General features: G+C 64.7%; 19 protein-coding genes and 1 tRNA gene. 13 read left to right on the top strand and 7 right to left on the bottom strand.

Annotated features, from left to right (window positions below):
- Positions 1–7: 7 nt before the first annotated feature.
- Positions 8–1,015: an RluA family pseudouridine synthase gene (locus ABIA96_RS33185; protein WP_354141126.1), complete on the bottom strand. Its 1,008-nt coding sequence runs from the start codon at positions 1,013–1,015 to the stop codon at positions 8–10.
- Here ABIA96_RS33185 and ABIA96_RS33180 point away from each other — a divergent pair.
- From ABIA96_RS33180 to ABIA96_RS33165, 4 genes are all read left to right on the top strand, one after another.
- Complete coding sequence (locus tag ABIA96_RS33180) at positions 1,014–1,358, top strand: hypothetical protein (RefSeq protein ID WP_354141125.1); 345 nt, start codon at positions 1,014–1,016, stop codon at positions 1,356–1,358. The two genes, ABIA96_RS33185 and ABIA96_RS33180, sit on opposite strands and share 2 nt — an antisense overlap.
- A gap of 56 nt (positions 1,359–1,414) precedes the next feature.
- A tRNA-Glu gene (locus tag ABIA96_RS33175) sits at positions 1,415–1,489 on the top strand.
- A 61-nt stretch (positions 1,490–1,550) separates the two neighbouring features.
- Entirely contained in the window at positions 1,551–2,084 is a 534-nt protein-coding gene (locus ABIA96_RS33170; protein WP_354141124.1) for a 2'-5' RNA ligase family protein, read from the top strand.
- A gap of 135 nt (positions 2,085–2,219) precedes the next feature.
- Positions 2,220–2,432: a hypothetical protein gene (locus ABIA96_RS33165; protein ID WP_354141123.1), complete on the top strand. Its 213-nt coding sequence runs from the start codon at positions 2,220–2,222 to the stop codon at positions 2,430–2,432.
- A gap of 70 nt (positions 2,433–2,502) precedes the next feature.
- On the opposite strand, the gene ABIA96_RS33160 is transcribed toward ABIA96_RS33165, so the two are convergent.
- Positions 2,503–3,015, bottom strand: a complete 513-nt coding sequence (locus ABIA96_RS33160; RefSeq protein ID WP_502918869.1) for a YkgB family protein — start codon at positions 3,013–3,015, stop codon at positions 2,503–2,505.
- 36 nt (positions 3,016–3,051) lie between these two features.
- Positions 3,052–3,588: a carboxymuconolactone decarboxylase family protein gene (locus tag ABIA96_RS33155; RefSeq protein ID WP_354141122.1), complete on the bottom strand. Its 537-nt coding sequence runs from the start codon at positions 3,586–3,588 to the stop codon at positions 3,052–3,054.
- Positions 3,589–3,714: 126 nt separating this feature from the next.
- Here ABIA96_RS33155 and ABIA96_RS33150 point away from each other — a divergent pair, with 126 nt between their 5' ends.
- The 3 genes from ABIA96_RS33150 to ABIA96_RS33140 all read left to right on the top strand — a co-directional run bounded on the left by ABIA96_RS33150 (position 3,715) and on the right by ABIA96_RS33140 (position 7,920).
- Positions 3,715–4,716 (top strand): cupin domain-containing protein, encoded by a 1,002-nt coding sequence (locus tag ABIA96_RS33150; protein WP_354141121.1) that lies wholly within the window; start codon positions 3,715–3,717, stop codon positions 4,714–4,716.
- 783 nt (positions 4,717–5,499) lie between these two features.
- Positions 5,500–6,990 (top strand): amidohydrolase family protein, encoded by a 1,491-nt coding sequence (locus ABIA96_RS33145; protein WP_354141120.1) that lies wholly within the window; start codon positions 5,500–5,502, stop codon positions 6,988–6,990.
- A gap of 3 nt (positions 6,991–6,993) precedes the next feature.
- Complete coding sequence (locus ABIA96_RS33140) at positions 6,994–7,920, top strand: CobW family GTP-binding protein (RefSeq protein ID WP_354141119.1); 927 nt, start codon at positions 6,994–6,996, stop codon at positions 7,918–7,920.
- Positions 7,921–8,068: 148 nt separating this feature from the next.
- Here ABIA96_RS33140 and ABIA96_RS33135 read toward each other — a convergent pair whose 3' ends face one another.
- Both ABIA96_RS33135 and ABIA96_RS33130 read right to left on the bottom strand, forming a co-directional pair.
- The gene (locus tag ABIA96_RS33135; RefSeq protein WP_354141118.1) at positions 8,069–8,476 is read right to left on the bottom strand and encodes a hypothetical protein; all 408 of its coding nucleotides are present in this window, start codon (positions 8,474–8,476) and stop codon (positions 8,069–8,071) included.
- Between the two features lie 11 nt (positions 8,477–8,487).
- A complete protein-coding gene (locus ABIA96_RS33130; protein ID WP_354141117.1) occupies positions 8,488–8,718 on the bottom strand; it encodes a hypothetical protein in 231 nt (76 codons plus the stop codon).
- A gap of 563 nt (positions 8,719–9,281) precedes the next feature.
- On the opposite strand from ABIA96_RS33130, the gene ABIA96_RS33125 reads away from it, so the two are divergent.
- From ABIA96_RS33125 to ABIA96_RS33110, 4 genes are all read left to right on the top strand, one after another.
- On the top strand, positions 9,282–10,964 hold the full coding sequence (locus ABIA96_RS33125) for a methyl-accepting chemotaxis protein (RefSeq protein WP_354141116.1): 1,683 nt from the start codon (positions 9,282–9,284) through the stop codon (positions 10,962–10,964).
- 154 nt (positions 10,965–11,118) lie between these two features.
- The gene (locus ABIA96_RS33120; protein ID WP_354141115.1) at positions 11,119–12,840 is read left to right on the top strand and encodes an AMP-binding protein; all 1,722 of its coding nucleotides are present in this window, start codon (positions 11,119–11,121) and stop codon (positions 12,838–12,840) included.
- Between the two features lie 12 nt (positions 12,841–12,852).
- Positions 12,853–16,158 carry an acetyl-CoA carboxylase family protein gene (locus tag ABIA96_RS33115; RefSeq protein WP_354141114.1) on the top strand — a complete coding sequence of 1,102 codons (3,306 nt, stop codon included), beginning with the start codon at positions 12,853–12,855 and terminating at the stop codon, positions 16,156–16,158.
- 96 nt (positions 16,159–16,254) lie between these two features.
- Positions 16,255–18,102 carry a sigma-54-dependent Fis family transcriptional regulator gene (locus tag ABIA96_RS33110; protein WP_354141113.1) on the top strand — a complete coding sequence of 616 codons (1,848 nt, stop codon included), beginning with the start codon at positions 16,255–16,257 and terminating at the stop codon, positions 18,100–18,102.
- Between the two features lie 150 nt (positions 18,103–18,252).
- Here ABIA96_RS33110 and ABIA96_RS33105 read toward each other — a convergent pair whose 3' ends face one another.
- Positions 18,253–18,822 (bottom strand): flavin reductase family protein, encoded by a 570-nt coding sequence (locus tag ABIA96_RS33105; RefSeq protein WP_354141112.1) that lies wholly within the window; start codon positions 18,820–18,822, stop codon positions 18,253–18,255.
- Between the two features lie 57 nt (positions 18,823–18,879).
- Entirely contained in the window at positions 18,880–19,977 is a 1,098-nt protein-coding gene (locus tag ABIA96_RS33100) for an LLM class flavin-dependent oxidoreductase (RefSeq protein ID WP_354141111.1), read from the bottom strand.
- A 219-nt stretch (positions 19,978–20,196) separates the two neighbouring features.
- Between ABIA96_RS33100 and ABIA96_RS33095 the strand changes: the two genes are divergently transcribed.
- Positions 20,197–21,123, top strand: a complete 927-nt coding sequence (locus tag ABIA96_RS33095; protein WP_354141110.1) for a 2-dehydro-3-deoxygalactonokinase — start codon at positions 20,197–20,199, stop codon at positions 21,121–21,123.
- Between the two features lies 1 nt (position 21,124).
- Positions 21,125–21,757: a 2-dehydro-3-deoxy-6-phosphogalactonate aldolase gene (locus ABIA96_RS33090; protein WP_354141109.1), complete on the top strand. Its 633-nt coding sequence runs from the start codon at positions 21,125–21,127 to the stop codon at positions 21,755–21,757.
- Positions 21,758–21,798: the final 41 nt, after the last annotated feature.

Genomic DNA, 21,798 nt, shown 5'->3' with positions numbered 1-21,798 from the left:
CCCTGCGTCATAGCGCCGCTTTCAGCGCGCTTTCCAGGAGAAGCAAATCCTCCGGCAAGCCCGCCTCCCAGTGAAGAAGTTCTCCGGTCCTGGGGTGCTCAAGTACCAGCAAATAGGCATGCAGGGCTTGCCGTCCCAGTGCCGTTAAAGCGGCCTGCGACTCCGGCCCCAGCTGGTTCGCTTTGGTCTTGAAATGCGGGCCATAGACCGCGTCGCCCATCAGAGGGTGGCCGCTATGGGCGAGGTGAACGCGGATCTGGTGGGTGCGCCCGGTCTCGAGCTCGCAGGCCAGCAGCGCCGCGATCGGCTTGCTGTCGCGCCCGGTAAAGCTCTCGAGCAGTTCCCAATGCGTCACCGCCTCGCGGCCGCCCTGGCGCACGGCCATCTTCTCCCGCGCATGCGGATGGCGGTCGATCGGCGCGTCGACCGTGCCGCGATGGCGGCCGGGCAGCCCCCACGCGAACGCCATGTACCCGCGCCGCATCGGCCCGGTGCGGCCGTGGTCGGCGAATTGGGCGGTGAGCGAGGCATGCGCCAGGTCGTTCTTGGCGACCACCATCAGCCCGGTCGTGTCCTTGTCCAGCCGGTGCACGATGCCCGGCCGGCGCACCCCGCCGATCCCCGACAACGAGGTGCCGCAATGGGCGATCAGCGCATTGACCAAGGTCCCTGTCTCGTGGCCGGCCGCGGGGTGCACCACCAGCCCCTTCGGCTTGTTGATGACGATGATGTCGTCGTCCTCGAACACGATATCGAGGGCGATGTCCTCACCCCTGGGCTCCGGAGGGACAGCCTCCGGCACGTCGATTATGATCGTATCGCCGGATGCGACGTGATAAGCGGGGTCGCGGACCGCGGTGGCCTTCAGGCTCACGGCGCCCGCCAAAATCAGGGCTTTCAGCCTTGATCGCGACAAGTCGGGAAGGCGCGCCGCCAGCACGCGGTCGAGCCGGGCCGAGCCCTCGTCGCCTTCGACCACGACCTCCAACCTTTGCGCAGAGCCTGAGTTTTCCATGACGACGTCTGATACCGCTGTTCCCGAACCGAACCCCGAGCAGGCCGCGCTGTTCGCGCGGGTGCGGCGGATGATGCTGATCGCGGGGTTGACCTCGGCGCTGGCCATCTGCGCCGTCCTGATCGCGGTGGGCTACCGCCTTTTCAAGTCGGAGGGAAGGGCGGCTGAGCCAGTGGGCGACGTCACCGCGACCCTGCCGAAGGGCGCCAGAATCGTCTCGACCGGTATCGCCGGCGACCGCCTGATGGTGACCCTCGACGTCGGCGGCGTCATCGAGATACGCACCTTCGATGCGCACACGCTCAAGCCCGCCGGAAAGCTGAAATTTGCCAATGAGCCGTAAAACGCCGGTTCAGTCCTTGCGGCCGACAAATTTCGAGGCTATTGGCTAGCCGTAACGCTCCCTTCGTCTAGCGGTTAGGACGCGGCCCTCTCAAGGCTGAAACAGGGGTTCGATTCCCCTAGGGAGCGCCATTTTTGAATTTGTCGGCCCCCCTCGATCTCGATTTGTTTGTTCCGTCCGCGGGGTGAGCCTGTGGCATTGGCGATCAACATCCGAGCTGACAACAGTTCAGCGGACGAGATCGAGCGGCTGTGGGATCAGGTCCGCGCATTCGAGCCCAAGCCGTCGATGCGTGCGCTCGGCTACCGTCCGCATTTTACTTTTGCGATCTATGACGGGCCAGCGGTCGATGAAAAGACCGCATGCGACGCCATGCTCGCAGCCGTAGCCGGCGAAACGCAACTGCGCATCGAGTTCAAGCGAATTCGCTGGTTCGAAGGTTCTCCGCTAGTCCTCTGGGCAGAGCCGGTGATCGACGAGGCGCTGGATCGCATCCATGGCGGTGTCAGCGCGGCAATCGATCCAGCGCATTGTCGTCCTCATTACCGGCCGGGCGCCTGGATCCCGCATTGCACGCTCGGTACGGCCATCGCCGACGAATGGCGCAACGATGCCATTGTCTTTGCTCAGACGTTCGATCGGAGCATCGAGGTGATGTTCGACGTGGCGGATTGTGTTGTGTTTCCGCCGGTACGAATCGTCGCCGAGCGGAGATTGGCGTCGTAGGTGATTGTCGCTCCATAACGGAGCGTCGTTTTTCGCCTGTCGCGGCCGAGGTGATCATCGTCACAGCCGTCTTTGGAGCAAGTTGCATCCCGCTCGTGATCCCGGGAGGGCCTGCATCACCAACTAGAGATGAGTGTGAAGCGTCCTGACGATATCAGCTTTGAAAACCGCGGGTTGTCCATCGACGAACTCGACGGTGTTGCCGCCGCCGGCCCGTGGGGCTGGATCAAGCATGAAGCGGTTGCTGCCGCGAAGTGGCTCGGCTCGGAATTCGCCAAGGCAGAGAACGCCGTGGCCTCCGCGCTGGGCAGCAGCCATGTCAACATTATCATTCACCGGCAGAACTGAGCGAGCTGCTTGTCCAACGTGCGACCTCCGGGCCTTCGGGTCCGGAGGTTTCATATGTTGATCTCAAACCTTATCGCCGGATCAGCCGAACCACGTCCTGCCTCAGCAGATAGAACGACACCGCCAGCAGAACGACGTCCTTCATCAGAAAGGGGACGTTGCCTGTCATCGCCGGGAATCCTCCCGCAGCGACATCCCAGCCATCCGGCATGAACGGAATGATCGTGACCGTCGCGATGAAGGTGCCGGTCGAGCCGAGGGCGCCGAGCGCGCCGAGCCGCTTGTCCCAGAAGCCGGCGAGCATCAGGGTCCCGAACGTCCACTCCGAGGTGCCGAGGAAATAGCTGGCGCCGGCGTGACCGAAGAGAGGATAGAGCCACCAGATCAGCGGCCCGTTGCTGATGAACGGGACCAGTCTTTCGAACTCGTACGGAAACCATTTCTGATAGCCGAAGAAGAGAAACAAGATCACCATCGAGGCCCGGACGACGTGGTAGTCGAGATCTTCCGCAAACAGGCCGGAGTTTTGCAGCGCGCGGACAAACGGATTTTGCACGTTCCCGATCATCGCGGTCATTGTCATGATCCTTTCATTCAAGATCTGACTGGGGCGGTCACTTCACGTGACCGCGGGGAAGTCGATCTCGGTATCGTTGATGCGGTTGAACACGTTGGTGAAGACGGTGGTCGCGAACGCCAGGCTGATCTCCACCAATTGCTTGTCGGTGTAACCGGCAGCCTTGATGGCAGCGAAGTCGTCGTCGTTGACGGTGCCGCTGGATTGCGCGAGCTTGCGGACGAAGCGAGCGAGCGCATCGCGCTTGTCATCGCCGGTCGCCCGGCGCTCACGGATACTCTTCAATTCTTCGGGCGTCAGGCCCGCGAGCTTGCCGAGCAGGCTGTGTGCGGCGACGCAGTAATCGCAACCGGCGACCTCGGAGATGACGAGCTTGATGGTTTCCTGGTCGCGCTTCGATAGCGAACCCGAAGCGAGCACGCTGTCGGCGAGCAGGACGGCCTTGAGTGCATCCGGCGCATGGGCGCCGATCGCGGCAAAGGTGTTTGGCACGCTGCCAATCGCCTTCTTGATCTGATCATAGATTTCAGCGGTCGCGCCGGTCGCGGTTTCGAGATTGGGAACGGAAAGACGGGACATGTTGGCACTCCTTGTTTGGGCTGGTGAGGAGTGACAATGGGGTCCGAAATTGATGCTTTGAATATCAATAAGTCTCAATTATATGCTCAATAGTATCATGACGAGGTGAGCTCGGGAGAGACCGCGATGGACTGGCTGAGCCGGCTGTTCGAGATGATGCCCGTGCGTGGGCGGCTCGACCTGCGCTGCGCCTACGGTGCGCCATGGCGCATCGACCAGGCATCGGGCGAACCGAACGAAATTCCGTATCATGCCGTGCTGGCCGGCTCGGCGATGCTGGACGATCCGGCGGGCGGGCGGCCGCTGAAGCTTGAGCGCGGCGACATCCTGCTGCTTCCCGGTAATCCCCGACACGTCATGCACGACGGCAGCGGGGCGGCGCCGCTGCCGGCGCGCAACCGCGCGTCGCTCAATTTCACGATCAGCGAAAATCCCGGCTCGGGAGAACGGCTCGATCTGTTGTGCGGACATTTTGCCATCGCGCCGCCGCACGACCGCCTGCTGCGCAGTTATTTACCGCCGCGCATCGTCATCCATGCCGGCGCTGACGCTGGCGACGGAGACACGGCGGGTCAACTTGCCGGTCTTGTCGCCTTGATGCGTCGCGAGTCCGCAGACGATCGTCTCGGCGGCCGCGCGATGTTGAACGCACTGTCGAGCGCGATGTTCGCGCTGGTGCTGCGGCTCGCCAGCCTCACAGACGATGCGCCGCGGGGGCTGCTCGCCCTGGCCGGTCATCCGCGCCTTGCACCGGCGGTGGCCGCTCTGTTCAAAGAGCCGGCGCGCGCATGGTCGCTGCCCGAGTTGGCGCGTCTGTGCGGCATGTCGCGCGCCACGCTCGTGCGCCAATTCCAGGAGAAGCTCGGGCGTTCGGCCGCAGATCTCCTGACCGATATCCGGATGGCGCTCGCAGCGAACGAGCTGAAAAAATCTTCATTGTCGACCGGCGCCGTGGCGGAAACTGTCGGGTATCAATCCGAAGCGGCATTCCAGCGCGCCTTCAAGAGCCACATGGGAGTCACGCCGGCACAGTGGCGCAAGAGCCAGGAACTTGGCGGGGACGCTCCTGAAAGCCCGCAGCTTAATCCGGTTCGGCCGCTCCAGCGAGCGATTGGGCGAAGCACGTGAACCCGCTGTCAAGTCACCACATCAAAAATATTCCACTTTACCGAAATTCGGATTTGTCGTATTTGTTGGTCATCCCAACCCACCAAAGGGGCGGTCGTACGTCGTCACGAACGCGGGCTGGGATTGCGGTGGACGCGGGCGGCGTCGTCGCGGATGTTTGTGGCAGGGCGGGGCAGTGGATTGAGCCGAGCCTCGTGAGCCACTTCAAGCCGCGTTGTACGAACGGCGTTTAGCCCTGTGGAGCTTCACGGCGAAGCAGGGCATGTCCGGCGAAGCCTCTGGCGGAGCCGGAAGCTCGCGTACGGCGAAACCGTGTGGTCCTGGCCGTCGTCGCTACGGTCAAGCCCTGACGAAGGCGTCATCGCGTCAACCGGCGTGGTGCCGTGTATTTCGCGGGGCGACGGAGGCAAAAGGAATTCGTCTCCGGGGAGAGCGCGCATAAGCCGTCAAACCATCGCGCAGGGAAGGCCGAGTTTCGGTTGCCCTGTACTTCCCCTGTGCATTGCGTGTGCATCATTTTCGCATGGGGGCTTTATGGGTGCCAGCCGGCGCCCGGTCTTCCCTGCGCCCTTTCTTCGGAGGGGGCCTGAAGCGAAGGGCATAGCTCGGGCCATCACGCCGCGAGAATGCGACCGCACGTCCGGACCTCCCGCGCTAGCATGCTGCATCGGCATCAGCGGTGGTGGTCGTTGCCCGGAAAATCTGTCTCTATGGACATGAACTGCCTCCGAAGCTGCTGCCGGGCCTTTGGGGGCTTTGGAAATAGCTTGGCGGAGTGACGATATGAGCGGTTTGGTGATCTCTGGCGGCCGGGTGGTGGATCCCGCGAGCGGAATGGACGCCGTTGGCGACGTGGCGGTGGTGGACGGCAAGATCGCCGCCGTCGGCTCGTCACTCGGCAGCGCCGCACGGATCATCGATGCGACCGGGCTCGTGGTCGCGCCGGGCTTCATCGATTTGCACGCGCATGGTCAGTCGATTCCGGCCGACCGCATGCAGGCCTTCGACGGCGTGACGACGACGCTCGATCTCGAAGCCGGCGTGCTGCCCGTTGCCTCCTGGTATGAGCGCCAGGCCAGGCGAGGCCGCGTGCTCAACTATGGCGCCGCCACCAACTGGGCTTTTGCGCGCATCGGCGCGATGACGGGCTCCAACGCGGAGAGTTCGCTGGAAGCATTCGGCAATGCCATGCGCGACCGCCGCTGGATGGACAACGTGGCGAGCGATGCCGAGGTGGCGGGAATCCTCGAGCGTCTCAGGCGCGGCCTGAACGAAGGCGGCATCGGCATCGGCATTTTGAACGCCTATGCGCCGGGCGCCGGCGTGCAGGAGCTGACCGCGGTCTGCCAGCTTGCCGCCAAGCAGGATGTGCCGACCTTCACCCACGTTGCTTACATGTCGCGCATCGACCCTGAGAGCGCGGCGGAGGCCTATATTCGCCTGATCGGCTATGCCGGCGCCACCGGCGCGCACATGCACATCTGTCATTTCAACTCGTCGAGCAAGACCGACATCGAGCGCTGCCGCGTGCTGATCGAGAAGGCTCAGGCGCAGGGCCTGCCGATTACGGTCGAGGCCTATCCCTACGGCACCGGCTCGACCGTGCTGGCGGCGGCGTTCTTCAGCGATCCTCAGTTCGTCGAGCGCAACGGCACCGGCTACGATTCCGTGCAGCGCGTGACCGATGGCTATCGCTTCCACGATCGCGAGGAGCTGCTCAAGGCGCAGGCCGAAGAGCCGTCGTCACTGGTGCTCTGGCATATCCTCGACACCGAGAACAATGCGCATCATCGCGACCTCCTCGACATGTCGGTGCTCTATCCCGGCGGCGCGATCGCATCCGATGCGATGCCGTGGACGCTGCCGGACGGCAGCACCTACAAGGGCGATGCCTGGCCGCTGCCTGATGACGCCACCTCGCATCCCCGCTCGGCCGGCTGCTTCACAAAATTCATTCGCGAATGGGTGCGCGAGCGCAAGACCGTGTCGCTGCTCGAAGGCGTGCGCAAATGCGCGCTGATCCCTGCAGAAATTCTGTCGCAGAGCACGCCCGCGATGCGCGCCAAGGGCAGGCTGACGAAGGACGCCGATGCAGACATCGTGGTGTTCGACTACGAGAAGCTCTCGGACCGCGCAACATTCACGGCGATGAACCGTCCGTCGGAAGGCGTGCGGCATCTCGTGGTCAGCGGCCAGCCGCTGATCGCCGATGGCGTGCTCGATGTCGTGGCGCGGCCCGGCCGGCCCGTGCGCCGTCCCGTCGCCGGAGGCTGACCGATGCCGGTCCCCATTCTCCTGGTGACGGGCTTCCTGGGGGCGGGCAAGACCACGGTCGTCAACCATCTCTTGGCAAACGCGGACGGACGGCGCATTGCCGCAATCGTCAACGATTTCGGTGCGATCAACATCGATGCGGAGCTGATCGCGGGCGCGAGCGACGGCGTCGTGAGCTTGAGCAACGGCTGCATCTGCTGTTCGCTCGAAGGCGATTTGTTGCGGACGCTCTCGACGCTGCTGCGGCGTGATCCGAAGCCGGAGTACATCGTGATCGAAACCAGCGGCGTCGCCGATCCCGCCGACATCGTGCGCAATTTGATGGACCCCGTGATCCTGCGCGAGGCTCCGCTGGAGACGGTGCTCTGCGTGATGGACGCGGCAACGCCGCCGGCGGCTCTGGACGATGCGCTCCAGCGTTCGCAGCTGCGCGTCGCCGACATCGTGGCGTTGAGCAAGCTGGATCTGGCGGAAGAAGGCGCGGGGGTGCGCATGCGCGAGGCCATCCGCGCGCAGCGCGTGCCCGCGGTCGTCGTCGATGCGAAGCACGGCGCGCTTCCGTCTGCGCTGCTGTTTCCTGCAGCCGATCGCGCGCCGGCACAGCGCGAGCCGGGGCCGAAACGTCCAGCGGAAGAGCGCTTTGAGACTCTGAGCTGGACCTCAGATCAGCCGCTCTCGCTGGCGCGCTTGCAGCAGGCGATCGGCAAGTTGGCGCCGAAGCTTGCGCGTGCCAAGGGCCTGTTCGAAACGGTCGAGCAGCCCGGACGTCTGATGGTGTTCCAGCTCGCCGGCGGCCGCGCGACGTTGGCACCGGGTGATGTGCCGGCTGCGGGCGTGCCGCGGTCGCGGATCGTCTTCATCGCCGAGCTCGGAGTGCTATCGAAGGTCGAGCTCGACGAGATCATGGAAGCTTGTATTGTCGACGGGTAGCACGACTTGCATCAAGCGCGGACGTGCGCGGTCAGCATTGCGCGTTGCTTCAGTCCTCGGCCGACGCGCGGAATGCCTTGCAGATCGCCTGTCGCGCACCACCGCTCTGGCGATCGATCTCATACTCGACGCGAGCGGTCGCTAGGTGTCAGCAGAACGCGAGCGCGTTGACCGCTCGTGTTGTCGCGATCTCGTTTTCGTCGCCGACGAACTGGCAGACGGCGGACTCGAGTTCACCCGGCTGCTTGCTTCGCGCGACCGCCAGCAGACGCATCAGTTGCGCCTCGTCCTTCGACAGGCGCCGGCACGGCGGCGGCATGAAGCACAGCTCGCAGGGGCGTCCGCTGCGCAGGATTCTGACGAGCGCCGCAGCGCGCGCGACCAGCAGCGGGCTATCGGAAATGCCGGGTGCCTCGTCGGCAAAGCGATAGGCGGCCTCCCAACAGTCGGACGCGCCGGTGGCATAGGCTGCGCCAATGAATCGGAACAGCGAGAGCGCGACACGGCAAAAATCGTCGCAACCCTCGACGTTCGAACAATGCGCATCCTGCATCATGAACGATCCCGTCAGTGCAAGGTGGGGCTGCCGACGAACCAGCTCTTCATCGCCATCGTCGGCCCAACGTTGGGAGCCCTGATGCGTCGATCGGGCACGATGAGCCCCGCCATGCGGAAGATCGTCGCAAGCCCTTTGACCGGCGCGAGCGCCCAATCCGCACCGATCGGCGGCAGCCAACTCTCGAACTGCTCGCGCGCGACATCGATGCGCTCCTCTTGCGCCGCGGCGATCGCGTGCAAGATTCCATGCTCGCTCTCTGACATCTTCGGGCAGGTGGGCAATGCACCTCGATGGCCGTATGCGCCGTGCACGCAAAGATCTCGATGATGGAGTCCAGCGACCGCACGGCATCGCCGACGCGAAAATGATCGTAGACCTGCTGGATGTCGGCGGCCGTCGGAACGGCGGTCCCGCTTCGCGCTTTCGCGCGAAAGCCCCAGATGAAGAGCCGCTCCGCTGCGCTCAGCGCGGGAAGGTCAAGCGTCCTGATGTCTGTCGATTGATACATGGAGCCTCTGGCTATTGGCTGCGCTCACGCCCCGGCCGGCGCAAAATATCTGCGCCGATCGTTCTGCCTTGGGCGCGCGCAAGTCAACGCCGGGAAGGCTGATATCGAGGTCTTCTAGAAACGCGCAAGCATCAGAAACTCCTCGTTTGGAGCCATTCCAATGCAGCCGCAAATACTGAACCGCGGCCTGACTCGCGTACTTTCCCGGGGTGTCGGGAGCTCGAATGCTTAAAGCTTTGCTAAGGGGAGCGGGATAAAATGGCATGTCAGCCCCGCCAATTCTTGCGAGTACAGATGATTTTCTCCCGCATCAGTTTCAAGCTGGTCCTCATTGTCGGCATCAGCCTTCTCGGCATGATCGCGATGGCGCCGATCGCGCTCTCGACCCTCCGCAGCCAGATGATCGCCGACCGCCAGGCCAAGACGCAGCAGATGGTGGATGTCGGCTACGGGATCTTGGCGCACTACCAGAAGCTCGAGAGCGACGGAAAGCTCGCGCGCGAGCAAGCGCAGGTCGCCGCGATCGCAGAGCTGAAGAGCCTGCGCTACGACAAGGTCGAGTATTTCTGGCTCAATGACATGACGCCGAAGATGATCATGCATCCGATCAAGCCCGAGCTTGACGGCAAGGATCTCGCCGGCATGAAGGATCCCTCCGGCAACGCGCTGTTCCTCGGCTTCGTTGATGTTGTCAAGAAACAGGGCGCGGGCTTCTACAGTTACCTCTGGCCCAAGCCCGGATTTGAGCAACCGGTCGGGAAAATCTCCTATGTGAAGGGCTTTGCCCCCTGGGGCTGGATCATCGGCACCGGCATCTATCTCGACGACGTCGATGCGGTGTTTCGGCAGGACGCGATGACCTTCGGGCTGCTGTGCCTCGTCGTGCTGGTGCTCGTGCTCGCATGCTCCTTCGTTATCGGCCGCAGCGTGACGCGGCCGCTTGCGAAGATCACCGCTTTGACCGAACGGCTCGCCTCTGGCGATAGCGCGTTCGACGTTCCCTACACTGATCGCCGAAACGAGGTCGGCGGGCTTGCCAAGGCGCTTGCCGTGTTCAAGGACAATGCGTCGGCGGTGGGCCGGATGCATGCCGAGCAGCAGGAGACCAAGCAGCGGGCCGACGGCGAGAAGCGCAAGACCATGGCCGATCTCGCCGGCAAGTTCGAGGCGAGCGTCCAGGCCGTCGTTCGCGACGTCTTCAACGAGGCGCGCGCGATGCAGCAGGCAGCCCAGGGCATGTCGGAGACCGCGAACAAGGCGACCGATCGCGCAAGCTTCGTCGCCACCGCCTGCCAGCAGGCCTCAACCAACGTGCAGACGGTGGCCTCCGCCGCCGGCCAATTGTCGGCCTCGATCACCGAGATCAGCCAGCGCGTCGCACAGGCCGCTTCCGTGGCCGACAAGGCGGCCGCCGATGGCCAGCGCACCAACGATACCGTACAGGGGCTGGCTGCGGCCGCGCACAAGATCGGCGAGGTCATCGATCTCATCAACCAGATCGCCTCGCAGACGAATCTGCTCGCGCTCAACGCCACCATCGAAGCGGCGCGCGCCGGCGAGGCCGGCAGGGGATTTGCCGTGGTCGCGAGCGAAGTGAAATCGCTGGCAAGCCAGACCGCAAAGGCGACCGACGAGATCGGCGCGCAGATCACCGCGATCCAGGCCGAGACCAATCAGGTCGTTGGCAACATCGACGGCATTCGCAAGACCATCATGGAGGTCAACGAGATCTCCTCGTCGATCGCGGCCGCAGTCGAAGAGCAGGGCGCCGCGACGCAAGCCATTGCCCACAGCGTGCAAGACGCTGCCTCCGGCACCGACCAGGTCTCGCAGAACATCTCCGGCGTCACCGATGCGACGGCCGAGACCGGCCAGGCCGCAGGCCTCGTGCTGCAGTCGAGCGGTCGGCTGACCGAGAAGCTGCAGTCGCTGGAGAACGAGGTCAGCGCCTTCGTTGCCGGCGTACGGGCGGCCTGACGCGCGAGCTTGTTCGGCATTTTCCGCATCACGGCATCGTCCGTGATGCGGATGAACTGTTTGTCTTGACATGACGTTCGCTGTGCTCGACCTGTAATGACGCCGGTCGAAGGCACATGTGTGCCCGAAAAGAAAAGCTCGCGGGAAAGACGTCATGAGCGCAGGCCTCAACGAGAAGGACTACCTCGCCACTTTGCACGGCCTTTGGGAGAGGGCTTGGCCCAAGGGCATGCCGCGTTCGCCGAATTATCTGCATGGCGAAGTTCCGCTGACGGAATATCTGCGCGCCTGGGCGAAGCAGAGTCCTGCGCGACCTGCGGTGATCTTCTACGGGCACGTCACGACCTATGCCGATCTCGACCGGCAGAGCGATCGCTTTGCGGCGTTGCTGCAAGCGAAGGGCGTGCGCAAGGGCGATCGCGTCGCCGTCTTCTTGCCGAATTGTCCGCAGTTCCACATCGTCTTCTTCGGTATTCTGAAGCTCGGCGCGGTCCATGTGCCCGTGAGCCCACTGTCGCGCGCATTCGAGCTGTCCTACGAGCTCAACGACACCAAGGCCGAGGTGATCGTGGCGCTGGACCAGCTCATTCCCGTCGTCGAGCAGGTGAGGGGCGAGGTGAGCCTGCGCGAGATCATCGTCACCAGCTTTGCGGACGTCGTTCCGGCCGAGCCCGCATTTCCAGCACCGGATTCGATACGCACGCCGCGCATGGCAATCTCGGGCGCGACCGACCTCCTGCCCGCGCTTGCCGCAATGCCCGCGCCATCGCCGCTTCCGCCGCCGGGCCTCGATGAGGTCGCCGCGCTCAACTACACCGGCGGCACCACAGGCATGCCCAAGGGCTGCGTTCATACCCATCGCGACATGGTCTATACGGCCGCCGCCAATTACGGCATCTCGGTTCTCTCAGACGAGAGCAGCGTGTTCCTGTCGTTCTTTCCCGAGTTCTGGATCGCGGGGGAGAATTTTGGCCTGATCTTCCCGCTGTTCTCCGGCGGAACGCTGATCCTGCTGGCACGCTGGGACGCCGTCGGCGCGATGGCCGCAATCGACAAGTACAAGGTCACGATCACGGCGATGCCGGTCGATGGCGCGGTCGAGCTGATGGACCATCCGCGCTGGAGCGAGTTCGACCTGTCGTCGCTGAAGCAAGTGCGCGTGGTCTCGTTCGTCAAGAAGCTCAACGCCGACTATCGCAAACGCTGGAAGGATCTCACCGGCACGATCCTGATGGAGGCGGCTTGGGGCATGACGGAGACCCACACCTCCAACACCTTCACATCGGGCTTCCAGGACGATGATTTCGATCTCAACAACCAACCGATCTTCGTCGGGCTGCCGGTCCCCGGTGCCGAGTTCAAGATCACCGATTTCGAGACCGGTGAATTGCTGCCGCTCGGCGCTGAGGGCGAAATCCGCGTACGGACGCCGTCGCTGCTCAAGAGTTACTGGAACAAGCCCGAGGCAACCGCGGAGTCGCTGATCGACGGCTGGCTGCGCACCGGTGACATCGGCACCATCGACAAGGACGGCTTCCTGCACTTTCTCGGCCGCCGCAAGGAGATGCTGAAGGTCAAGGGCATGAGCGTGTTTCCACCGGAGATCGAGGCGCTGCTCGGGCAGCACCCGAAGGTGCTGGGCTCCGGCGTGGTCGGGCGCGACGACCCCGACAAGGGCCAAGTGCCTGTCGCCTATATCCAGCTCAAGCCGGAAGCGGTCGGCACGATCTCCGCGGACGATCTGCGCGCCTGGTGTGCCGAGCGCATGGCCGTCTACAAGGTCCCGGAGGTGCGGATCATCGAGGCGCTGCCTTTGACGGCCACGGGCAAGGTGAAGAAGCAGGACCTCGATCCCAACCGTCCCGCTTCAGTCTGAGTGAGAGATTCGATGTCGTTCAAGAAGCTCCTGATCGCCAACCGCGGTGAGATTGCCATCCGCATCGCACGCGCCGCGGCCGATGCGGACATCGCCACAGTCGCGATCCATCCCGCTGACGATGCGCTATCGCTGCATGTGCGTGTCGCCGATGAGGCCGTCGAGATCCCCGGCCGCGGCGCGCGGGCCTATCTCGACATCGACGCCGTGGTAAGGGCGGCGAAGAGCGCCGGCTGCGATGCCGTGCATCCCGGCTATGGTTTTCTGAGCGAGAACGCGGCGTTTGCAAAAGCCTGCGCCGATGCGGGCGTCGCCTTCGTCGGACCAAAGCCGGCGGCGCTCGAACTGTTCGGCGATAAAGTCGCGGCACGGCAACTGGCCAAGCGCTGCGGCGTGCCCATCATCGCCGGCACCAGCGGGCCTTCGAGCCTTGAGGTGATCACGGCATTCTTCACGTCGCTCGGCAACAACGCCGCGATCGTGATCAAGGCGATGGCCGGCGGCGGCGGCCGCGGCATGCGTGTCGTCGAGAATGCATCCGGTCTCGCTGAGGCCTATGCGCGCTGCCAGTCCGAGGCCAAGGCGGCGTTCGGCTTCGATGGCGTCTATGCCGAGCGGCTGATCCGGCAAGCGCGCCACATCGAGGTGCAGATCGTCGGCGACATGCACGGCGCGGTCTCCCATCTTTGGGAGCGCGAATGCACCATCCAGCGCCGGCACCAGAAGCTGGTCGAGGTGGCGCCGAGCCCCTCGCTCAGCGACGGCTTGCGTGGCCGCATCATCGAGGCGGCGAAGCAGCTTGCGGCGGCGGTGGCGTATGACAATCTCGGCACCTTCGAGTTCCTGGTCGACGGCATGGCCGAGGACAGCTTTGCCTTCATCGAGGCCAATCCGCGGCTCCAGGTCGAGCACACCGTGACGGAAGAGGTGCTCGGCCTCGATCTCGTCCACGCCCAGCTTGCGATTGCTGCAGGCAGCTCATTGGCCTCCCTCGGCCTGGCGCAAAGCGCGATCCCGAAGCCGCGCGGCTATGCGATGCAGCTGCGCGTCAACATGGAGACGCTGGACGAGACGGGCGCGACGCATCCGACCGGCGGGGTGCTCGCCGTGTTCGAGCCGCCGTCAGGCCCCGGCGTCCGCGTCGATAGTTTTGGTTACGCCGGCTATAAGACCAGCGCGGCGTTCGACTCGCTGCTGGCCAAGGTCATCGTTCATACGCCGGGTGAAGCCTGGCATGACGTCGTGGCAAAGGCCTCGCGCGCCTTGCGCGAGTTCCGGATCGACGGCGTCGTCACCAACATCGCCTTTCTCCAGGCGGTGCTGGCGCATCCCGATTTCAGGACCAACCGCATCGCGACCGACTTCATCGATCGCAACATCGCGAAGCTTGTTGAGGCAGCGGATGGTGCAGCCAAGCCGCTCTACTTTGCCGCGGCCGAACGCGGCGGCGCACACGCCGCTGAGGGACATGTCGCGCAAGTCGTGCCTGAGGGTACGGTGATGGTCGCCGCCCCGTTGCAAGGAACCATCGTCACAATCCAGGTCAAGGAAGGCGAGATCGTGCGTCCGGGCCAGCAACTCGCCGTGATCGAGTCCATGAAGATGGAACACCTCGTCATGGCCGAACAGGGCGGGCGCGTCATGAAGCTTGCGGCCAGCGACGGCGTCACGCTGATGCATGGCGAACCGATCCTCTATCTCGAACCGCTCGACGTCGCCGCCGATGCGTCGGCGGCGGAAGCCGACATCGATCTCGACCATATCCGCTCCGATCTGGCAGAGCTGATCGCGCGCCAGGCCAACACGCTCGACGCGAACCGCGCGGCCTCGGTCGAGCGGCGCCGGAACACCAACCAGCGCACCGCGCGCGAGAACGTCGCGCAGCTCGTCGACGACGGCTCGTTTATGGAATATGGCAGCCTCGCGATTGCCGCCCAGCGACGTCGTCGCAAGCTCGACGACCTCATCAAGAGCACCCCGGCCGACGGCCTCGTGATGGGCGTTGCCACCGTCAATGCCGAGAAATTTGACCCTGATGCCGCCCGCTGCATCGTCGTGGCTTACGACTACACCGTGCTCGCGGGCACGCAGGGCCATATGAACCACAAGAAGATCGACCGCATGCTCACGCTGGCAGAAGACTGGCGCGTGCCGCTGGTGTTTTACGCTGAAGGCGGCGGCGGGCGGCCTGGCGACACCGACCGGCTCGGCATGACCGGTCTCGACGGCCCGTCCTTCGTGCAGTTTGCAAGGCTCTCCGGCCTCGTGCCGGTGATCGGCGTGGTCTCCGGCTATTGCTTTGCCGGAAATGCCGCGATGCTCGGCTGCTGCGACGTCATCATCGCGACCAAGAATGCCTCGATCGGCATGGGCGGCCCCGCCATGATCGAAGGCGGCGGCCTCGGCGTCTATCATCCGGCCGAAGTCGGTCCGGTCTCGTTCCAGTCGCCGAACGGCGTCATCGACATTCTGGTCGAGGACGAGGAGGAGGCGACGTCCGCCGCACAAAAATACCTGTCCTACTTCCAGGGCGCGCTGACGGCCTGGCAGGCTGCCGATCAGCGCCTGCTGCGCCGTGCCATCCCCGAGAACCGGCTCCGCGTCTACGACATCCGCAGCGTGATCGACCTCGTCGCGGACAAGGACAGCGTGCTGGAACTGCGCCGCGACTACGGCGTCGGCATGATCACCTCGCTGATCCGCATCGAAGGAAAACCGTTTGGCCTGATCGCCAACAATCCGCGTCATCTCGGCGGCGCGATCGATGCCGATGCCGGCGACAAGGCCGCGCGCTTCCTCCAGCTCTGCGACGCCTTCGATCTGCCGATCGTCTCGCTCTGCGACACGCCGGGCTTCATGGTCGGCCCGGAAGCCGAGAAGACCGCGATCGTGCGCCACGTCTCGCGCATGTTCGTCACGGGTGCGAGCCTCACCGTGCCGCTGTTTGGCATCGTGCTGCGCAAGGGTTATGGCCTCGGCGCGCAGTCGATGATCGGCGGCGGCTTCCACGCCTCGTTCTTTACCGCGGCCTGGCCGACCGGCGAGTTCGGCGGCATGGGTCTCGAAGGCTACGTCCGCCTCGGCTTCCGCAAGGAGATGGAGGCGATCGCCGACCCCGAGGAGCGCGAGACCTATTACCGCAACAAGGTCGCCGAGCTCTACGCCAACGGCAAGGCGGTCTCGATCGCCTCGGTGTTCGAGATCGACAACGTCATCGACCCCGCCGAGACGCGGCGCTGGATCATGGCGGGCCTGCGGTCGGTGCCGAAGCCGCCAGCGCGGACGAAGAAGAAGCGGCCGTGTATCGACACGTGGTGAACGCAGTGCAGCAATAGCCTGCGTCCCGGTTCCCGATTGACATCCCTGCCTGTGGTGCCAGACTTTGCACAATAATACAGGGTGGAGACGTCCGCGATGGCCAGCCTTTCGGCCTCGAACCATGTCGCCCGTGTCTTGTCCGTCGCCAATCATGTGGCCGACGTCGACGCGGAGTCGCGGATCGCGACCTCCTGGCGGCGCTGCCTGATCGGCCACAAGCTCGACCCCGCCCGGCAGGGCCCGCCGCAGACGCTCACTGAAGCCGAAATCCGTCACGTCGCCGAGCCGCTGGAAGAGACGATCCGATTGCTTACGCCGGAGCTCGACGACCTCGCCCGCGTGCTGCGCGACGCCGGCTATTGCGTCAATCTCGCTGATGCGAACGCGACCATGCTGTTCAGCCGTCTGCCGGGCGAGTCCGACGCACGACTGTTCATGGACTGGAAGATCTACACCGGCTCGAACTTTGCCGAAACCTTTGAAGGCACCAACGGGCTCGGCACCGCGCTTGCCGAGCAGAAGCCGATATTGGTGCATCGCGACGAGCATTTTCGCGCGCAGTGGCACATGTTTTCCTGCGCCGTGGCGCCGCTGTTCGACCAGGCCGGGCGCCTCGCCGGTGCGGTCAACATCACCTCCTGCCGCGAGGATCTCGAACGTGCCGCGCATCAGCTCGCGCTCGCGGTGACGATGGAGGCGACGCGGCGTATGGAAGGCGCAATCTTTCGCGATCATTTCCGCAACGCTTGGATCGCGACCGTGCCGGGCGATGGCGGCAGCGGCCTGCTCGCCTATGACGACGACCGCCGCATCGTCGGCGCCTGCCGAGCGGCGCGTGCCTTGCTGGGCCTGACCGACGGCCTGATCGCATCCGGCATCGACCTGTCGCGCTACATCAAGCTCGACCATTCGCGCAACGTGGACGAGATCGTCGAGCTGCGCCGCGCCGATGGCCGTCCGCTCGGCCAGGGCCATGTCGTTCCGCCGTTGCACGCAAAGTCCTCGACGTTGCGCCGTGACGCGCCCGTCGATCGCCTCGACGCCTTGCATCGGCTCGCCGGCCGCGATCCCGGCCTGGTCAGGAGCGTGAAGCGGTTGAGGAGCATCGGCGATCACAATCTGCCGGTGCTGCTGCATGGTGAGACCGGCGTCGGCAAGGACGTGTTCGCCCGCGCGATTCATGCCGCGAGCAACCGCGCCCGTAACAACTACGTCGCGCTGAACTGCGCGGCGATGCCGGAGAGCTTGATCGACGCCGAGCTGTTCGGCTACGAGGCCGGCGCCTTCACCGGCGCGCGCCGTGACGGCTCGAAGGGCCTGATCGTGCAGGCCGATGGCGGCACGCTGTTTTTGGACGAGATCGGCGACATGCCGATCGCGCTTCAGACGCGGCTGTTACGCGTGCTGGAGAATCGCGAAGTCTGGCCGCTCGGCGCGCTCAAGCCCGTGCCGGTGGATATCCGATTGATCAGCGCCACCCACCGCGACCTCGGCCGCATGGCGGAGGAAGGCAGCTTCCGCGCCGATCTCTATTTCCGTCTGCGCGGCATGGAGGTGCGGCTGCCGGCGTTGCGCGAGCGCGCGGACAGGGACGATATCATCCGCCAGATCGCGCGCGAGGAGGCGCCGAAGTGCCGGCTGTCAGAGGAGGCCTGGTCTCTGCTCTCGGCCTATCCCTACCCCGGTAACATGCGCCAGCTCCGCCACGTGCTGCGGCTCGCCGGCTGCACGGCGGAGGATGGTGTCATCGTGGATGCTGATCTCGATCTGCCGCCGTTTGGCCGGAGGGCGGAGCCTGATCTCGAAGCCGCCGAACGCGCGACGATCACCGAAGCGCTCCGCAAGCACGGCGGCCGCGTCACCGAGGCAGCGCGAACGCTGAAGCTCAGCCGCGCCACGCTGTATCGGAAGATCAAGCTGCTGAAGATCGAGACGACGCAGTGATCTTTATCCGCTAGCTCGGAATCGTAGGGTGGGCAAAGGCGCGCTTGCGCCGTGCCCACCGCCTCTAACCGAATGTTGCAGTGCGTGGGCACGCTTCGCTTTGCCCACCCTACGATACTGTATTCGTGGCGAGAACCCTCGCGCGCTACCTCAAGAAAAATCCGTCCAGCTCAAATGTCGCGAATCGAGGTCGCCGACAGAAACGGTCTCGCGGATTTCCTGCGGCGTGTGAAAACTGCTGCGCAAATACACAAGCGGCGCGGCGCCGTCGGAATGCGACACGTAGCGCACTTCGCCGACGAAGATCGAATGGGTCCTGGTCTCGAACTCCTGCGCCAGCACGCAGTCGAACGCCGCGACCGCATCTGTCAGCACCGGTGCGCCTGTGGCTCCCCGTGTCCACTGCCCAAATGCAAAACGGTCGTCGCCGTTGACGCCCTTCTGGCCGCTGAAGGTCAGGGCCAACGCCGCGTGATCTTCGTGCAAAAAATTGATCGCAAAGGCGCCTTCCTCGCGGATGCGGGCATGCGCACTGGCGTTGCGGTTGACGCAGACGATCAGCGACGGCGGACTGTCCGACAGCGAGCAGGCCGACGTCACGGTGAGCCCGGTGCGCTTGCCGTGTTCGGCGCCGACCGTGACCAGCGCAACCGCGCCGGCGCATTGGCGCATCGCCTGCTTGAAATGCTTGGCGTCGAGAGGATTGGCGTCGACCGTCACGCGGACATCTCCGGAATAGAGGCGGGTGCGGCAGGTTCGCGCCGCACCCGCATTCGGTCAAGCTGCCTTCTTCGCGGAGCCGAGATGCTTCAGGCGCGGCATCACCTCGTTCTTGAGCAGTGAGAGCGAGTGGTGCCAGGCTTCGGGCTTGTGCTTGTAGTCGAAGCCGAACACGCAGAGCACGCCGAAGCCGCCGACCTCGTCGTAGATCTTCTCGATCTTCTCGGCGACGGTTGCGGGCGAGCCGACGACCCAGTTCCGCTTGGCGCAATATTCGACAGTGACGTCGCTATCGGGCACGTCGGGCGTGTGCTTCAGATAGTCCTTGAATCCGAAATGGCCGAGCAGCGGCAGGAAGTACTCGCCCATCATCCGCCCCATCATGTCGCCGGTCGAGAGCTTCCAGGCCTCCTCGTCGGTGTCGGCGACGAAGACCTCACGCACCAGCCGCCAGTCCGCGCGGCTGGGCTTGCGGCCGGTCTTGGCGGCGCCAATTTCCACCGAGTCCCAATGGCTGCCGACATAGGCCGGATTGAGGTTGAGGCTCATCGGAATGAAGCCGCGCTCGCCCGCGAGTTTGAGCGTGTCCGAGTTCTTCGACAGCCCGGCGACACCGATCGGCGGATGCGGCGCCTGCAGCGGCTTGATGTGGGGTTTCAGGAAGTCGAACATGGTGTCCGGCTTGGTCACCGTCCAGAACTTGCCCTTGTACGTGAAGGGCGCGGGATCGGACCAAAGCTTCAGGATGATCTCCAGTGCCTCGCGGGTCATATCGCGGTTCTGCCCGCTCATGCCGTCGACGTTGAACATCGCCCAGTCGCTCGGCAAGCCGCTCGCCGCGACGCCGAAATTGAGCCGGCCCTCGGAGAGGTGGTCGAGCATCGCGACGCGGTTGGCGAGCTCGGCCGGATGGTGATAGGGAAGCAGGAAGCCACCCGGTCCGATGCGAATGTTCTTGGTCTGCATCAGCGCCTGTGCGATCAGCAGGTCCGGCGTCGGATTGGGTTCCCAAGGCGCGGTGTGGTGCTCGCCGATCCAGGCTTCCTGGTAGCCGAGCTCGTCGAGCCAGCGCAGGACCTGTAGGTCCCAGTCGTGTCCTTCCTTCAGGCCGCACTCCGGCGGGTGCGAAGGCATCGTGAAATAGCCGATCTCCATGGGTTTCCTCATCTGATGTTGACGCGTCTTGCTGCGCGTCCGGGACGTGAACAGGAACAGCTTGAGCAAGCGGTGTGCCAGCGCGGGCCGCGCCCCGGACCTGCGAGAAAAGGCTGGTTTGGGCCCGCAATAGCCGATATCCCGGGGCAGATTTGCCAGGCGTCCGTCTCATTGTCGCGAGACGGCGTCTCGGCCATGAGACCAGGGATACGATTCGAAATGACCGAACCCGCTTTTGTTGCGGTGGACTGGGGCACCAGCAGCTTCCGGCTCTGGCTGGTCGATCGCACAGGCCACGTGCTGACTGAGCGCCGCAGCGACGAGGGCATGATGGCGGCAGCCAAGGCCGGCTTTGCCGGCGTGCTGCAATCGCACCTCGCTGCCGTCGCAGCGCCCAGTCATCTGCCGGTTCTCGTCTGCGGCATGGCCGGCGCCAAAACCGGCTGGGTCGAGGCCGGCTATGTCGACACACCGGCGCCGTTGTCCGCGGTCCTGAAGCAGGCCGCGCGTGTGCCGGGCGAGGCGCGCGATATCCGCATCCTGCCCGGCATCGCGCAACGCGATACAAAAGCGCCGGACGTGATGCGCGGCGAGGAGACGCAATTGCTCGGCGCACTCGGCTTAGATGCCGCTGGCGAGGCGCTGGTCTGCATGCCCGGCACCCATTCGAAATGGGTGCGGGTGAAGGACGGCACGGTCGCGCATTTTTCGACGTTCATGACCGGCGAGCTTTTCAGCGTCGTCTCGCGCGAGACGATCTTGTCGCTCGCGGTCGCCGGCGCCGATGAGGCCGAGGATGTCGCGAGCTTCAAGGCGGCGGTGAAAGCCGCCTATGAGGCGCCGGCCTTTGCCGCAAACCTCCTGTTCGGCGCGCGATCGCGCCAATTGCTGTTCGGCGGCACGCCGGCCGCGGCGCGTGAGACGTTGTCGGGCACGTTGATCGGCGCCGAACTCGCGGCAGGCCTCTCCGGCACGGTGCCAAAGGCTGGCATCACGCTGATCGCCTCGGGCCGGCTGGCGGCTCTGTACCGGCTCGCCTTCGACGCGTTGAAGGTCGACGTGAATCCGATCGATGCCGACGAGGCAGTTCGTCGCGGCTTGTCGATGGCGGCCGCTGTCATCTGGACGAAAAAGAAGGACCTGTGAGATGAGCGTTCCCTTTCCGCCGATGAAGCGGCCCCTGGTCGCGATCCTGCGCGGCGTCAAGCCCGAGGAGACCGAGGCCATCGTCGGTGTGCTGATCGAGGCCGGCATGACCGCGATCGAAATTCCCTTGAACTCGCCGGATCCGTTCCGCTCGATCGGCACCGCCGCGAAGCTCGCGCCGGCCGGCGTGTTGATCGGCGCAGGCACGGTGCTGGCCACGGCGGATGTCGATCGTCTCAACGACGTCGGCGGCACGCTGATGGTCTCGCCGAATGTGGATACGCAGGTGCTCGCGCGTGCACATCAGTACGCCATGATCACGCTGCCGGGCGTGTTTTCGCCGACCGAGGCGCTGCTTGCGGCACGCTCCGGCGCATCCGGCCTGAAATTCTTTCCGGCGAGCGTACTCGGCGCGTCCGGTATTGCCGCGATCCGCGCCGTGCTCCCGGCCGGCGTCATGATCGCCGCCGTCGGCGGCGTCTCCGACCAGAATTTCGCGGAATACATCAAGGGCGGCGTGACGGCGTTCGGGCTTGGCTCCAGCCTCTACAAGCCCGGCATGTCGGCCGCCGATGTTGCGTCGCGCGCGAAAGCGACGATCGACGCCTATGATCGGGCGATTGTGAAAGACTAACTTCTCAATAAACAAGCCGTGATGTCGCCGAGGCCGCGCGT

Origin of the sequence: Bradyrhizobium sp. LB11.1 (genome assembly GCF_040549385.1) — a bacterium.
Lineage (GTDB): Bacteria > Pseudomonadota > Alphaproteobacteria > Rhizobiales > Xanthobacteraceae > Bradyrhizobium.
This window is presented reverse-complemented; position numbering and strand designations above follow the sequence as displayed.

Bases quoted from the DNA above. Each gene is read 5' to 3' on its own strand.
- ABIA96_RS33180 (WP_354141125.1), top strand. From the start codon at position 1,014: ATGACGACGTCTGATACCGCTGTTCCCGAACCGAACCCCGAGCAGGCC.
- ABIA96_RS33185 (WP_354141126.1), bottom strand. From the start codon at position 1,015: ATGGAAAACTCAGGCTCTGCGCAAAGGTTGGAGGTCGTGGTCGAAGGC.
- ABIA96_RS33160 (WP_502918869.1), bottom strand. From the start codon at position 3,015: ATGACAATGACCGCGATGATCGGGAACGTGCAAAATCCGTTTGTCCGC.
- ABIA96_RS33155 (WP_354141122.1), bottom strand. From the start codon at position 3,588: ATGTCCCGTCTTTCCGTTCCCAATCTCGAAACCGCGACCGGCGCGACC.
- ABIA96_RS33150 (WP_354141121.1), top strand. From the start codon at position 3,715: ATGGACTGGCTGAGCCGGCTGTTCGAGATGATGCCCGTGCGTGGGCGG.
- ABIA96_RS33145 (WP_354141120.1), top strand. From the start codon at position 5,500: ATGAGCGGTTTGGTGATCTCTGGCGGCCGGGTGGTGGATCCCGCGAGC.
- ABIA96_RS33140 (WP_354141119.1), top strand. From the start codon at position 6,994: ATGCCGGTCCCCATTCTCCTGGTGACGGGCTTCCTGGGGGCGGGCAAG.
- ABIA96_RS33135 (WP_354141118.1), bottom strand. From the start codon at position 8,476: ATGATGCAGGATGCGCATTGTTCGAACGTCGAGGGTTGCGACGATTTT.
- ABIA96_RS33125 (WP_354141116.1), top strand. From the start codon at position 9,282: ATGATTTTCTCCCGCATCAGTTTCAAGCTGGTCCTCATTGTCGGCATC.
- ABIA96_RS33120 (WP_354141115.1), top strand. From the start codon at position 11,119: ATGAGCGCAGGCCTCAACGAGAAGGACTACCTCGCCACTTTGCACGGC.
- ABIA96_RS33115 (WP_354141114.1), top strand. From the start codon at position 12,853: ATGTCGTTCAAGAAGCTCCTGATCGCCAACCGCGGTGAGATTGCCATC.
- ABIA96_RS33110 (WP_354141113.1), top strand. From the start codon at position 16,255: ATGGCCAGCCTTTCGGCCTCGAACCATGTCGCCCGTGTCTTGTCCGTC.
- ABIA96_RS33100 (WP_354141111.1), bottom strand. From the start codon at position 19,977: ATGGAGATCGGCTATTTCACGATGCCTTCGCACCCGCCGGAGTGCGGC.
- ABIA96_RS33095 (WP_354141110.1), top strand. From the start codon at position 20,197: ATGACCGAACCCGCTTTTGTTGCGGTGGACTGGGGCACCAGCAGCTTC.
- ABIA96_RS33090 (WP_354141109.1), top strand. From the start codon at position 21,125: ATGAGCGTTCCCTTTCCGCCGATGAAGCGGCCCCTGGTCGCGATCCTG.